This is a genomic window from Microbacterium xerophyticum (assembly GCF_053543555.1).
Window position 1 is genome coordinate 137,322 of record NZ_JBLVOB010000006.1, and the last position, 12,708, is coordinate 150,029.

General features: G+C 68.2%; 15 protein-coding genes and 1 tRNA gene. 7 read left to right on the forward strand and 9 right to left on the reverse strand.

Annotated features, from left to right (window positions below):
* Nucleotides 1–47 precede the first annotated feature (47 nt).
* On the reverse strand, nt 48–626 hold the full coding sequence (locus ACNPNP_RS07230; RefSeq protein ID WP_448965378.1) for a hypothetical protein: 579 nt from the start codon (nt 624–626) through the stop codon (nt 48–50).
* Between the two features lie 13 nt (nt 627–639).
* Complete coding sequence (locus ACNPNP_RS07235) at nt 640–1,449, reverse strand: inositol monophosphatase family protein (protein ID WP_448965379.1); 810 nt, start codon at nt 1,447–1,449, stop codon at nt 640–642.
* A gap of 103 nt (nt 1,450–1,552) precedes the next feature.
* Between ACNPNP_RS07235 and ACNPNP_RS07240 the strand changes: the two genes are divergently transcribed.
* Nucleotides 1,553–1,625, forward strand: a tRNA-Lys gene (locus ACNPNP_RS07240).
* 88 nt (nt 1,626–1,713) lie between these two features.
* Here ACNPNP_RS07240 and ACNPNP_RS07245 read toward each other — a convergent pair.
* The 6 genes from ACNPNP_RS07245 to ACNPNP_RS07270 are packed head-to-tail and all read right to left on the reverse strand — an operon-like array spanning nt 1,714 to nt 6,038.
* On the reverse strand, nt 1,714–2,154 hold the full coding sequence (locus tag ACNPNP_RS07245; protein ID WP_448965380.1) for a hypothetical protein: 441 nt from the start codon (nt 2,152–2,154) through the stop codon (nt 1,714–1,716).
* Between the two features lie 3 nt (nt 2,155–2,157).
* Complete coding sequence (locus ACNPNP_RS07250; protein ID WP_448965381.1) at nt 2,158–2,997, reverse strand: SDR family NAD(P)-dependent oxidoreductase; 840 nt, start codon at nt 2,995–2,997, stop codon at nt 2,158–2,160.
* A 29-nt stretch (nt 2,998–3,026) separates the two neighbouring features.
* The gene (locus tag ACNPNP_RS07255) at nt 3,027–3,509 is read right to left on the reverse strand and encodes a YbaK/EbsC family protein (RefSeq protein WP_448965382.1); all 483 of its coding nucleotides are present in this window, start codon (nt 3,507–3,509) and stop codon (nt 3,027–3,029) included.
* A gap of 35 nt (nt 3,510–3,544) precedes the next feature.
* Nucleotides 3,545–4,777, reverse strand: coding sequence for an MFS transporter (locus tag ACNPNP_RS07260; protein WP_448965383.1), 1,233 nt, complete (start codon nt 4,775–4,777; stop codon nt 3,545–3,547).
* On the reverse strand, nt 4,774–5,217 hold the full coding sequence (locus tag ACNPNP_RS07265) for a MarR family winged helix-turn-helix transcriptional regulator (protein WP_448965384.1): 444 nt from the start codon (nt 5,215–5,217) through the stop codon (nt 4,774–4,776). The genes ACNPNP_RS07260 and ACNPNP_RS07265 overlap by 4 nt, the downstream gene beginning before the upstream one ends.
* 35 nt (nt 5,218–5,252) lie before the next feature.
* Entirely contained in the window at nt 5,253–6,038 is a 786-nt protein-coding gene (locus ACNPNP_RS07270) for an IclR family transcriptional regulator (protein WP_448965385.1), read from the reverse strand.
* Nucleotides 6,039–6,142: 104 nt separating this feature from the next.
* On the opposite strand from ACNPNP_RS07270, the gene ACNPNP_RS07275 reads away from it, so the two are divergent.
* Genes ACNPNP_RS07275 through ACNPNP_RS07285 form a run of 3 tightly spaced genes read left to right on the forward strand, consistent with a single transcriptional unit; the run spans nt 6,143 to nt 8,750 of the window.
* Complete coding sequence (locus tag ACNPNP_RS07275; RefSeq protein ID WP_448965386.1) at nt 6,143–6,919, forward strand: CoA transferase subunit A; 777 nt, start codon at nt 6,143–6,145, stop codon at nt 6,917–6,919.
* Between the two features lie 2 nt (nt 6,920–6,921).
* Complete coding sequence (locus ACNPNP_RS07280; protein ID WP_448965387.1) at nt 6,922–7,575, forward strand: 3-oxoacid CoA-transferase subunit B; 654 nt, start codon at nt 6,922–6,924, stop codon at nt 7,573–7,575.
* A complete protein-coding gene (locus ACNPNP_RS07285) occupies nt 7,572–8,750 on the forward strand; it encodes an acetyl-CoA C-acyltransferase (RefSeq protein ID WP_448965388.1) in 1,179 nt (392 codons plus the stop codon). The genes ACNPNP_RS07280 and ACNPNP_RS07285 overlap by 4 nt, the downstream gene beginning before the upstream one ends.
* A gap of 27 nt (nt 8,751–8,777) precedes the next feature.
* Here ACNPNP_RS07285 and ACNPNP_RS07290 read toward each other — a convergent pair whose 3' ends face one another.
* Nucleotides 8,778–9,059 (reverse strand): hypothetical protein, encoded by a 282-nt coding sequence (locus ACNPNP_RS07290; protein WP_448965389.1) that lies wholly within the window; start codon nt 9,057–9,059, stop codon nt 8,778–8,780.
* 134 nt (nt 9,060–9,193) lie between these two features.
* Here ACNPNP_RS07290 and ACNPNP_RS07295 point away from each other — a divergent pair, with 134 nt between their 5' ends.
* The 3 genes from ACNPNP_RS07295 to otsB are packed head-to-tail and all read left to right on the forward strand — an operon-like array spanning nt 9,194 to nt 12,706.
* Nucleotides 9,194–10,429: an MFS transporter gene (locus ACNPNP_RS07295; protein ID WP_448965390.1), complete on the forward strand. Its 1,236-nt coding sequence runs from the start codon at nt 9,194–9,196 to the stop codon at nt 10,427–10,429.
* A 36-nt stretch (nt 10,430–10,465) separates the two neighbouring features.
* Nucleotides 10,466–11,878 carry an alpha,alpha-trehalose-phosphate synthase (UDP-forming) gene (locus ACNPNP_RS07300; RefSeq protein ID WP_448965391.1) on the forward strand — a complete coding sequence of 471 codons (1,413 nt, stop codon included), beginning with the start codon at nt 10,466–10,468 and terminating at the stop codon, nt 11,876–11,878.
* Between the two features lie 30 nt (nt 11,879–11,908).
* Nucleotides 11,909–12,706, forward strand: a complete 798-nt coding sequence (gene otsB, locus ACNPNP_RS07305; RefSeq protein ID WP_448965392.1) for a trehalose-phosphatase — start codon at nt 11,909–11,911, stop codon at nt 12,704–12,706.
* The last annotated feature ends 2 nt before the right edge of the window (nt 12,707–12,708 follow it).

Genomic DNA, 12,708 nt, shown 5'->3' on the forward strand with positions numbered 1-12,708 from the left:
CCAGGAGGGGGGGGCTTCTTCGTGCGCTGGCGAGGTCGCGGTCCGGCTCACTCGAACTCGACGAGGATGAGACTCCGCCTCGTGTCCGCGACCGTCACCCAGCCGTCGCCGAACTCGTACGTCATGCCGAAGCCCTCCTCATCGGGCGACATCGCGGTCTCAGGGTTCTCGGTGATGTACACGTGCCCGTCGGCATCGGCGCGCTGCCACCCTTCGGCGATGAGTCGCTGCTGAGCGGCGCTGGACGCCGCCTGATCGATCGGCGCCCATCCGAACACCTGGACATGGTCGGAAGGGACCGTGTAGTCGCCCCACACGCACTGGATGCCGCCTTCGACGATGTCCTCGCCCAAGCGGAAATCGTGCTCCTTGTACGTCCAGCCGTGCTCGCTCAGCGCCGTGATGGTACTGGGCGCGATGATCGTCTCGCACGTGGGTGCGGCGCCCGAGGTCTCTTCGGGAGTCGGTGTCGGAGTCGGTGTCGGAGTCGGTTCTGGTGACGCCGCGGCGGTCTCGGTGGGCGTCGACGTCGGCGTCGGCTCCGGTTCGGCTGCTGCGGCGCACGCCGACAGCGTCAGCGCGATCGTGACCGCCGCGAGTGCGGCGAGGGATATGCGGCGGATCATCTCTGCTTTCGGGTCAGGGCTTCGGCGCCGTGTCGGCGAGTTCGAGGAACGCGTCGTGCAGCAGGCCGTTGCTGGCCAGGGTCGAACGGTCTGCGATGGTGTCGACGCCGCTGAACGAGGTGAAGGTTCCACCGGCTTCGCGCACGATCGGCACGGCGGCGGCGATGTCGTACTCCTTGACGTCGAACTCCGCCACCATCTCGAGCCGCCCCTCGGCGAGAAGCATGTACGAGTAGACATCACCGTAGGCGCGGTCACGCCACACGCGCTCCGCGATGCGCAGCAGCGCAGGCAGGTGTCCGGCATCCGCCCACTGCGTGATGCTCTGGAAGCTCACCGCCGCATCGTCCAGAGATGACACCGCCGAGGTCTCGAGGCGCCGGGGACCGGCCTCCGTCGCCGTCCATGCGCCGGCGCCGGTCGAGGCCCACCAGCGCCTGCCCAGTGCGGGCATGCTGACGACGCCGACGTGGGGTACGCCTTCGACGGCGAGCGAGATCATCGTGCCCCACAGGGGCACACCGCGCATGAAGTTCGCCGTACCGTCGATCGGATCGATGATCCACTGCCGTCGGGTGTCGCCCTCGGTTCCGAACTCCTCGCCCAGGATGCCGTCGGCAGGGCGCTCCTCGGCGAGGAGGGCGCGGATGGCGCGCTCCGTCGCCAGGTCGGCGTCGGTCACGTGCGAGCGATCGGCCTTCGTGGAGATCCTCAGATCGCTCGCATCGAATCGGGGGAGGGACTGCTCATCGGCGACGTCGGCCAGTCGTAAGGCGAGGGCGAGATCGCTCGCGAGATCGATGGCTGCGGGGGAGTCGGTCACCCTTTCAGGATAGTCGTCGCCGGTGCCGGACCGTTGCCGCCTCGATTTCGCATGACGCTCCGAAACTGGTAATGTAATTCCTCGGCCGGGGAAACCGGGCCACGCACCTCTAGCTCAATCGGCAGAGCAATTGACTCTTAATCAATGGGTTCAGGGTTCAAGTCCCTGGGGGTGCACGGATCAGCCTCGTAGACTCTCGCCAGTCTTCGAGGCTTTTCTGCTTTCATGACGCCCGCGCCCCGTCGCCGCGCCCGCGATCCGCCCTCAGCGTGCCGTGCGGAACAGCTGGGATGCCCATCGCGCCGACCACGAGTCCTCGTGCGCCGCACGGCGGGCCATGGCCAGGAGTTCCTCCGAAGGCTGGCGTTCGCGGAAGTACAGATCGATCCCCGCGCTCGTGAACGGCGTGCGTGCGAACGCGGTGACGGCCCAGCCGTCAACGGCATCACCCGCGACGAAGCGCCAGTCGCTGTGAGCGAACCGGGTGACAGGTCCGACGCCGCGCCAACGCCATCCTCCGTCGGGTGAGCGCTGATCGATCCCGATGATCCGGCGCGGCGCACCGCCCCTGGTCCGGAAGGAGACGACGTCGATGAGGGCACCGTCTGGAAGCGCCGCGTACGTCACCGCCGGGCCGCTCCGCGTCCGCCAGAGCGAGAGGCTCGTCTCGACGATGTGCCAGCGGCCGACCGCCAGGGCGTCCATCGGTCAGCTCCTCAGTCCTGTCATCACCGCGCTGCGCTCCCAGAGCTCGTGCGCCAGGTCGTCGCGCGTGCTCTGCGGGTTCACGCGCGCCGCGATGGAGCGCTTCTCGTAGTAGAGACCGGGCACCCATGCCTGGCCGGGAACCGTCTCGGCGAGCCACACGAGCTGGTCGGCGCCCGTCTCCGGCGTGCCGAGGAATCTGCGTGCGAACCTGTTGTTGTACAGGAAGCCCATGGCCCTGCTGCTCGAACCCGCAGCGAATGCCGAGGCGATCACGCCTGGGTGAAACGCCGCCGCGTTCACGCCGTGGGACTGCAGGCGGTTGTGCAGTTCGCGGGTGAACAGGATGTTCCCCAGTTTCGCCGCGCCGTACGCCTTCATCGGCGTGTAATCGCGCCTGTTGTCGAGATCGGCCATGTCGATCCTGCCGAACAGCCTGGCGGCGATGCTCGCGGTCTGGATGACCGTGGCCCCGCTCGTGATCAGCGTGTCCTGCAGCAGATTCGTGAGCAGAAACGGGGCGAGGTGGTTCACCTGGAATGTCAGCTCGAAACCGTCGACGGTCTCGGTCCTGGCGCCGAACATGCCGCCGGCATTGTTGGCGAGGACGTCGATGCGCGGGTGCCTCGAAGCGAGCGATGACGCCAGCTCGCGCACATCGTCGAGCCGTGAGTAGTCGGCGACCAGATGGTCCGCCTTCAGCTCTCCCGCGATCGCGCGCGTCTTCTCGGGCGAACGCCCGACGACGACCACTTCATGCCCGTCGGCGTGCAGTCGCCGCGCGGCGGCGGCGCCTATCCCGTCGCTGGCGCCCGTGATCACCACGGTCTTCCGGTCTCGCATTCGGACTTCTCCCGCTCCTTCTCCGGCGCTCAACTCACGACGGCGATGACCGCGCCGCTGGTGAGGGTCCTCAGGAGCTCGAACGTCAACGGCATCACAGTGTGAGGATGGCCGGCCGCCGCCCAGATCTCGGCGTGGTCCGAGAGCGCCTCGTCGATGTAGGTGCGAAGCGGTGCGGGATGGCCGACGGGTGCGACACCGCCGATCGCCTGGCCGGTCGCCTCGCGTACGACGGATGCCGGTGCCATCGCCACGTCGTCGGCGCCGATGCTCTCGCGCAGCACGTCGAGGTCGACGCGGTGCCCACCGCTGGTCATCACCAGGATCGGTTCTCCGTCCGCGACGAGCACCAGGCTGTTCGCGATCGCCGCGACCTCGCATCCGATCGCTTCGGCGGCCTGGGCCGCGGTGCGGGCGGAATCGGGCAGGACGCGCACGTCGACATCCGCACCCGCGGCTGCAAGGTGCTGCACGACGATGATGCTCCGAGGGGGAAGCACGGTCTCACTCATGGGGCAACCGTACCGAATGGTGCGCTGCGCGGCGTTCAGCCTGCGTCCCCGACAGTGATCGCCTCGGCGTCCTCGAGCTCCGCATCCGTCGGGTGATCGTCGATGTGCGCGAGGGTCCTGCGGCCGAGGATGATCGTCAGCGTCGCCACCAGCACCGATGCTGCGGCGAAGAGGTAGGGCATCGTCGAGTCGAATGCGTGCCACAGCAATGCGGCGACCGGAGGTGCGATCGCTCCACCGATGAAGCGCACGGCCGAATACGCCGACGAGGCGACGGAGCGCGGCAGGTCGGTCGCCTCCATCACGGCCTCGGTCAGCACCGTGTTCATGACACCCAGGAGCAGTCCGCCGACGATGATGCAGATCACGAGCGCAGGTGCGGTCTCCGCCACGAGGCCCGCGATGATCAGATCGAGGGCGAGCAGCGGGAGCACAGTGACGAGCACAGTGGTCCGGCGCATGCGCCGCATCATCCACGGTGCGACCCACACGCTGGTGATCGCGAGCGCCACGCCCCAGCCGAAGAAGGTGAAGCCGATCCCCATGGCGCCGAAGCCCAGCGGGAACGGCGAGAACGCCAGCAGCACGAAGAACCCGATGTTGTAGAACAGTGCGGTGATGGCGAGGACCGCCAGGGCCGGTCTGCGCAGAGCCGTGAACGGCGCCGAGAAGGGCACAGGCCGACGCACCTCCCGTGGTCCTCGCAGCAGTGTGAGGATCGCGATGAACGCGATCGCCATGAGCGTGACGACACCGAAGAACGGACCGCGCCAGCTGAGCTCGCCCAACAGGCCGCCGAGCAGCGGACCGATCGCGATGCCGAGCCCGAGAGCGGCTTCGTACAACACGATCGCGGCACCGCTTCCGCCCGATGCGGACCCCACGATGGTCGCGAGCGCCGTCGAGATGAACAGGGCATTGCCCAGGCCCCAGCCCGCCCGGAATCCGATGATGGCGTCCACGCTGCCGCTCAGCGCGCACGCCAGCGCGAAGGCGACGATGAGTGCCAGCCCGATCATCAACGTGGCCTTGGCGCCGACGCGGCTGGAGATCCAACTGGTGAACAGCATCGCGACGCCGGTGACGAGCAGATAGCTGGTGAACAGCAGCTCGGTCTCGGTGGGGCTCGCCTCGAGCGACTCGGCGATCGCAGGGAGGATCGGATCGACGAGCCCGATGCCCATGAACGCGACGACGCTCGCGAAGGCGACCGCCCAGACCTGCGCCGGTTGCTTCCAGACCGAGGCGGTCGCCGTACCGCCGCTCACTCGCCGGCTCCCTTGCTCGGGAGGGTCTCTCTGCTGTGCGATGCGAGGATCTCCGCGGCGCGCGCCAGCGTTGCCCAGTCGACGACGTCCAGGTCGTCGAAGTGCGGAGCGAGGGTGACGCGGAACTCGTCACGCCATGCTCGGAGAGCGTCCGCTCCGGCGTTCGTGATGTGCACGACGGTCGCCCGGGAGTCAGCGGCATCGGCCGTGCGCGAGATCAGGCCGGCGCGCTCGAGCTCGCCGAGAAGCCGGGTCATGCCCGGCTGCGTGGTGCGCGCGGCAGCCGCGAGCGTTCCGACGCGCTGGCCGTCCTCACGCTCCAGGATGCTGAGCACCCTCCACTGCGCTGACGGCGCCTCGTTGCGCGCCTGCTGCGCAGCGATACGGGCGAGCGCATGAGCCGAGATGACGATGGAGGGGATGATCTCGTCACGTTGCATACCAAGAAGTATATACCTGTTGATATCCAGTGTCCTCAGCGCCTCGCGCTCGCGATGCGCGACGAGAGCTGATGCGCGTGCGCCAGCAATGTGCGACCGAGGTGCGCGATCCGATCGGGGCCGAAGCGGAACTCCACGCCCGTCAGGCTCAGAGCCCACTCAGGACGCCCGGCGCGATCGAACACCGCGGCGCCCATTCCCCAGCTTCCCTCCACGATGAGTCCCGGATTGATCGCGTACCCGCGCTCCTTGGTCTCGGCGAGCCTGGTGCGAAGCGGTTTCACGCCGTGCGTGCGACCCCAGCGCTCGCTGAGCTCAGGATGCCGCTCGAAGTAGGCATCCACATCGTGGTCAGGGAGGAAGGCGAGAATCGCGAGGCCGGCACTCGCGCCGCCGAGAGGGAATCGCACGCCTTCGCTGAGCACGAAGGAGCGGATCGGGAACGAGCCCTCCTCCCGCAGCAGACACACGGTCTCATCCGCACGTCGCACCGACAGGAACGCGCTCTCCTCGGTCTTTACGGCGAGCGAGCGCACGATGTCCCGCGCGAGCGCCGTGATGTCGTATCGGGCGGCAGCCACCGATCCCATGAGGAACAGCTCGGGCCCAGGCATCCATCTGGCTGTCTCGTCGTCGCGGTCGACGAGGCCCTCGGCGCGCAGGGCGCTCAGCAGTCGGTGGGTCGTCGAGCGTGACAGATCGGCGGAGCGCGCCAGTTCGTGCAGGCTCGCGCCTTCTTCACCGCTCGCCGTGACCAGACGCAGCAGACTCGCGGCACGCGCGACGGCCTGCGCGCCGGGCACTGAAGGCATCTTGTTCATGATGTGGACGCTATCCGCACAATCGCCCACATCGCAAGACGCCGTTTCGATTGCGCACGTGACAGGCGGATGCTGGAAGAAGACCTCACACGAAGGAGTGCTGCGTGATCGACAAGCAATGGGCCTCAGCCGCAGAGGCCGTCTCGGACATCCCGGACGGCGCGTCCCTCGCGGTCGGTGGATTCGGACTCTCGGGAAACCCGATCGCTCTCATCGAGGCTCTGCTCGCGCAGGGCACCACCGACCTCAGCATCGTCAGCAACAACTGCGGTGTCGACGACTGGGGACTCGGCGTCCTGCTGAACGCGAAGCGCATCCGCAAGATGACCTCCTCCTACGTCGGCGAGAACAAGGAGTTCGAGCGCCAGTTCCTCTCCGGCGAACTCGAACTCGAGCTGACGCCGCAGGGCACGCTCGCAGAGAAGCTGCGTGCGGGCGGCTCGGGGATCGCGGCGTTCTACACCCAGACCGGCGTGGGCACTCAGGTCGCCGAAGGCGGACTCCCGCGGCGCGACAGCGCCGACGGCTCGATCGCGGTGGCATCACCGGTCAAGGACGTCCGATCGTTCGAGGTGAACGGCACGTCCGAGGAGTTCGTCCTGGAAGAGGCCATCACGACAGACTTCGCCCTGGTGCACGCGATGGCGGGGGACCGGCACGGCAATCTCGTGTTCAACAAGGCCGCCCGCAACTTCAACCCGCTCGCGGCGATGTCCGGCCGGGTGTGCATCGCGCAGGTCGAGCAGCTCGTGGAGCCGGGCGAGATCGACCCCGACCGCGTGCATCTGCCTGGTGTGTTCGTGCACAGGATGGTCGAGGTCGGCACCGACATCGAGAAGCGCATCGAGCGTCGCACTGTCACGAAGACGGAAGGAGCCTGACCATGGCACTCACCCGCGAGCAGATGGCCGCGCGCGCGGCCGCCGAGCTCACCGACGGTTCCTACGTGAATCTCGGCATCGGCCTACCGACCCTGGTGCCCAACTATGTGCCGGAGGGCGTCACGCTGGTGCTGCAGTCGGAGAACGGCATTCTCGGGGTCGGCCCGTATCCGACCGAGGAGAACGTCGATCCCGACCTCATCAACGCGGGCAAGGAGACAGTGACGACCCTGCCCGGAACCGCGTTCTTCGATTCGGCCACGAGCTTCGGGATGATCCGCGCGGGCAAGATCGACGCCGCGATCCTCGGCGCCATGCAGGTCTCAGCCACCGGCGATCTCGCGAACTGGATGATCCCGGGCAAGATGGTGAAGGGCCCCGGCGGCGCCATGGACCTCGTGCACGGCGCCGGCCGTCTGATCATCCTCATGGAGCACGTGGCCAAGGACGGCTCGGCGAAGATCGTGAACGAATGCTCACTGCCGCTGACCGGCAGGGGAGTGGCGCACCGCATCATCACAGATCTCGCGGTGATCGACGTCACGGACGCCGGTCTCGTGCTGGTCGAGACAGCCCCCGGTGTGAGCGTGCAGGAGGTCGTCGACGCCACTGAACCTCCGCTGATCATCTCGGACGAACTCAAGGAGATCTCATGACCGACATCGTCATCGTCGCGGCGGCCCGCACCCCGCAGGGGCGGCTGAAGGGTCAGCTCGCGTCATTCACCGCGCCGCAGCTCGGCGCGTTCGCGATCAAGGGCGCTCTGACGCAGGGCGGCATCGATCCCTCCGCCGTCGACGCCGTGATCGTCGGCCAGGTGCTCGCCGCCGGATCCGGGCAGAACGCCGCTCGCCAGGCGGCGATCGGGGCCGGTATCGGGTGGGATGTTCCCGCGCACTCGGTCAACAAGGTGTGCTTGTCCGGACTCACCGCGATCATCGACGCCGCGCGCATGATCCGCACCGGAGACGCCACGACCGTGGTGGCCGCCGGCATGGAGTCGATGACCCGGGCGCCGCACCTTCTCATGGGATCACGCGACGGCTGGACCTACGGCAGCGTCGAGGTGCTCGATCACATGGCCTTCGACGGGCTCACCGACGCGTACGACAAGGAGAGCATGGGCGCGTCGACCGAGCGTCACAACGAGCGCTACGAACTCACCCGGCAGTCGCAGGATGCCGTCGCGGCGGCTTCGCACCAGCGCGCAGCGGCAGCGACCGATTCCGGGGTGTTCGATGCCGAGATCGTGCAGGTGGAGGTTCCCCAGCGCAAGGGCGACCCGGTCGTGGTGACGAAGGACGAGGGCATCCGTCCCGAGACCACAGTCGAGACGCTCGGAGCGCTGCGCGCGGCTTTCGCCGAGGGCGGGTCGATCACCGCGGGGAACTCGTCGCAGATCTCGGACGGTGCATCCGCGGTGATCGTGACCACGCGCGCGAACGCCGAAGCGCAGGGCTGGCCGGTGCTGGTGACCGTGGGGGCGAGCGGGCAGACGGCCGGTCCGGACAACTCGCTGCAGGCGCAGCCTGCCCGGGCGATCGAGCGTGCGCTGGAGAAGCAGGGCATCACCGCCGCCGATCTCGATCTCGTCGAGATCAATGAGGCGTTCGGCGCGGTCGTGGCGCGATCCGCCTCTGAGCTCGGCATCTCCGGTGACGTGGTGAACATCCATGGCGGCGGCATCGCCATCGGGCATCCGATCGGCGCATCCGGCAACCGCCTCGTCGTGCATATGGCGCACGAACTCGCCCGTCGCGGCAGCGGCACGGCCGCGGTCGGCCTGTGCGGCGGTGGTGGTCAGGGCGAGGCGCTCATCCTCACGCGTTGACAGCCAGTGTCAGGAAGCAGCGCAGGGTCAGTGCTTCTGCGCGGCCTTGAGCCGCTTCTCGAGCTGCTTCGATTCCTTCTTCGACCGTTTCGACTGCACCTTGGCGAAGGGGGAGTCCGCCGCGACCTCGATGCCGCGCTCATCGCGGCGCATGTCCACCGCGGCGCCGATCGCGAGCGCGAGGCTGATGCCCCAGCTGAGCCACGCGAGCGCCGCACGCCAGGTGATCGGCGTCTCGCGAGTGCCGCGGATCAGGGACACGCCCGTGGAGATCGCTCCGAAAAGTCCAGTGCTGAAGACGTAGCGCATACCTTCAACCTACCCGCAGACGCGTAGAATGGAAGGCGACGCTTCGGCGTCCGAAGCTGTGTATCAACCGGCCGCCGGCACCCCGGCGGACAACGGCGGCACCGGATCCCCGCGTCCTCGGACGCGCGAGAGTCATGACCCAGACACACACCGTCGGCCCGTCCCACCTGCTGCGCGAAGCCGGCCTCGCGTACTTCATCGTCGCCTTCGTCGCGCGCCTCCCCTTCGCGATGATGGTCGTCGGCGTCCTCACCGTCGCCGTCTCCGCCAGGGGATCGATCTCGCTCGGAGGCCTCACATCCGCGGCGGTCGGGATCGGCACCGCGTGCTTCGGGCCGCTGCTCGGCGCGGCGGCTGACCGCTTCGGTCAGCGTTTCGTGCTGCTCGCCCTCGCGGTAGCGAATGCCGCGATGCTCGTCGTCTTCACCGCCGTCATCTACAGCGACGCCGCGAATGTCGTGGTGCTGATGTCCGCCGTCGGCATCGGCGCCACCGCACCGCAGGGCGCGCCGATGTCGCGCTCACGACTGGTCACCATCATCTCCGAGCGGATGCCGGAGGCCGCACGTCAGCGCACGCTCTCCGGGACGATGGCATATGAGTCCGCTGCCGACGAGACCGTGTTCGTCTTCGGCCCGTTCATCGTCGGAGTGCTCGCGTCGTGGATCGCACCGTGGGCGCCGCTGGTCGGCGCCGCCGCCCTCACGTTGCTGTTCGTGAGCGCCTTCGCTCTGCACCCCACCGGCAGGCACGTCTCCCGCCACCGCGACGCCGACGGGCGCGCCCCGTCGCGCGTGACGGAGCTGTTTCGCCCCTCGCTGCTCGTCGTCGTGGCCGGCATCCTCGGCGTCGGGATCTTCTTCGGCACGATGCTCACCTCGCTGACCTCGTTCATGGCCGACCGCGGAGCGCCCGAACAGGCGGGGCTGCTCTACGGCGTGATGGGAGTGGGGTCTGCGATCCTCGCCCTCGGCGTGGCCTGGTTGCCGCCGCGGTTCTCCCTGCGTGCACGCTGGTCGGTGTTCTCCGCAACCCTCCTGCTCGGTTCGCTCCTGCTCCTCGTCGTCGACACGATCGGTGCGATGTCGGCAGCGCTGGCGATCATGGGCATAGGCATCGGGCCGACGCTCGTGACCCAGTTCAGTCTCGGTGCCGCACGCAGCCCGCTCGGCAGAACCACGACGGTGATGACGATGCTCGGCTCCGGCGTCATCGTCGGACAGTCGCTCGGTGCGGCGGTCGCGGGTGAGATCGCCGAGTCGGTCGGAACGTCCGCGGCTTTGATGCTTCCGGTGATCGCCGCCTCGATCACGTTCGCCGCCGGAGCCGTGAACTGGTTCCTCAGCCATAAGGGGCCCTCCACTCGATAGCCTGGGAGAAACCGACCGTCGACGTGAGGAATACCCATGACCACCGCAGATTTCGTCGTCGTCGCGAACCGGCTTCCCGTCGACCGTGTGGTGAGCGCCGACGGCGAAGAGGCCTGGCGCACCTCGCCAGGCGGTCTGGTCGCGGCCCTCGAGCCGGTCATGAAGCAGGTCGACGGCGCCTGGGTCGGCTGGGCCGGCCAGGCGGATCTCGAGCTCGAGCCGTTCACGGCGAACGGCATCCGGCTGATCCCGATCGCGCTGAGCGCGCAAGAGGTCGCCGAGTACTACGAGGGTTTCGCGAACGACACGATCTGGCCGCTCTATCACGACGTCATCGCGCCGCCGCAGTTCCACCGCGAGTGGTGGGACGCCTACGTCGCGGTCAATCGGCGCTTCGCAGAGGCGGCTGCGCAGGCTGCGGCCGAGAACGGCACCGTCTGGGTGCACGACTATCAGCTGCAGCTCGTGCCCGAGATGGTGCGGGCGCTGCGGCCGGACGTCACGATCGGGTACTTCCATCACATCCCGTTCCCGATGCACGGCCTGTACGCGCAGCTCCCCTGGCGGGACCAGGTGCTGCGCGGACTGCTCGGCGCAGACGTGGTGGGGTTCCAGCGCGCGCAGGACGCCACGTACTTCCTCGCCGCGGTGCGGCGGCGCCTCAGGTACGACGTGAAGGCGACCACCGTGGCGGTGCCGGGCGAGAACGGCGATCGCACCGTCATCGCCAAGGCCTTCCCCATCTCGATCGACACCTCCCCGTATCTCGAACTCGCGGCGCGTCCGGACGTGCAGGCGCGTGCACTCGAGATCAGGGAGAGCCTCGGCAACCCGAAGCGCATCCTGCTCGGCGTCGACCGCCTCGACTACACCAAGGGCATCAGGCACCGGATCAAGGCGTACGGCGAGCTTCTCGCGGCCGGCAGACTGAAGGTCGAGGACGTCACCCTCATCCAGGTGGCCAGCCCGAGTCGTGAACGCGTGGACGCGTACGTGCATCTGCGTGACGAGATCGAACTCGCGGTCGGCCGGATCAACGGCGACCACGACACCATGGAGCACACCGCGATCCGATACCTTCACCAGGGGTACCCGCGTGAGGAGATGGTGGCGCTCTACCTGGCGGCGGACGTCATGCTCGTCACGGCTCTCAGAGACGGCATGAACCTCGTGGCGAAGGAGTACGTCGCGTCACGGACGGACAATCGCGGAGTGCTGGTGCTGAGCGAGTTCACCGGGGCGGCGGATGAGCTCCGTCAGGCCGTGCGCGTGAACCCGCACGACATCGAGGACCTGAAGGATGCCATCATCACCGCCGTCGAGATGTCTCCCGGCGAGCAGGGAAAGCGGATGCGCTCTTTGCGGCGCCGGGTGCTCGAGCACGACGTGATCGCGTGGTCGTCATCGTTCCTGGAAGCGCTGTCGGCCGCCCGCTCATCCCGCCCATGAGACCGTGACCCGACACCGAGGAGAGACGCTGTGACCCGTACCTGGACCCCCGGCACCCCTGACGATGCTCTGAAGGCGATCGCGGGCACTGCGCGCCTGGTCATCGCACTGGACTTCGACGGCACCGCATCGCCGCTGGTGGACGAGCCCATGGCGGCACGGGCGCTGCCCGAGGTGAAGGCGCAGCTCGATCGGCTCGCGGCGCTCCCCGGCACATTCATCGCCTTCGTCTCCGGTCGCAGCCTGCATGATCTGCAGGCGATCACCGAGCACACGGCCGACTCGCGCATCGCCCTCGCCGGATCGCACGGCGCGCAGTACTGGTTCCCGGGGACCGGCGATGCCGATGCACCGGAGGCCGCCGCGGATGATGGATCGCGCGAGGAGCTCTGGGCCGCCGCGCAGCCGATCGTCGACCGCTATGAGAACGTGCGGCTCGAGCAGAAGACCTACGGCATGGGCATCCACACGCGCCGGGCGACTCCGGAAGTCGAAGCGGCGGTCTTCACCGAGGTCGACGCCCTGATGGCCGAGCGCTTCCCGCAGTGGCGCCGCAGGGCCGGCCATCGTGTGCTGGAGTTCTCCTCACGGGCCGAGGGCAAGGACGCAGCGATGAACGCACTGCGCGAGCACTTCGACGCCACCGGCATCCTGTTCGCCGGCGACGACGTCACGGACGAGGACGCCATGCGCGTGCTGCGACCGGGAGACCTCGGGGTGCGGGTCGGGCCGGGGGAGAGCGCCGCCATCCTGCGTGTGGAGAACCCACAACAGATGGCTGCGCTTCTGGAGGCGCTCGTGACCGAGCGGGTCGCCGGACGGGAATAGAC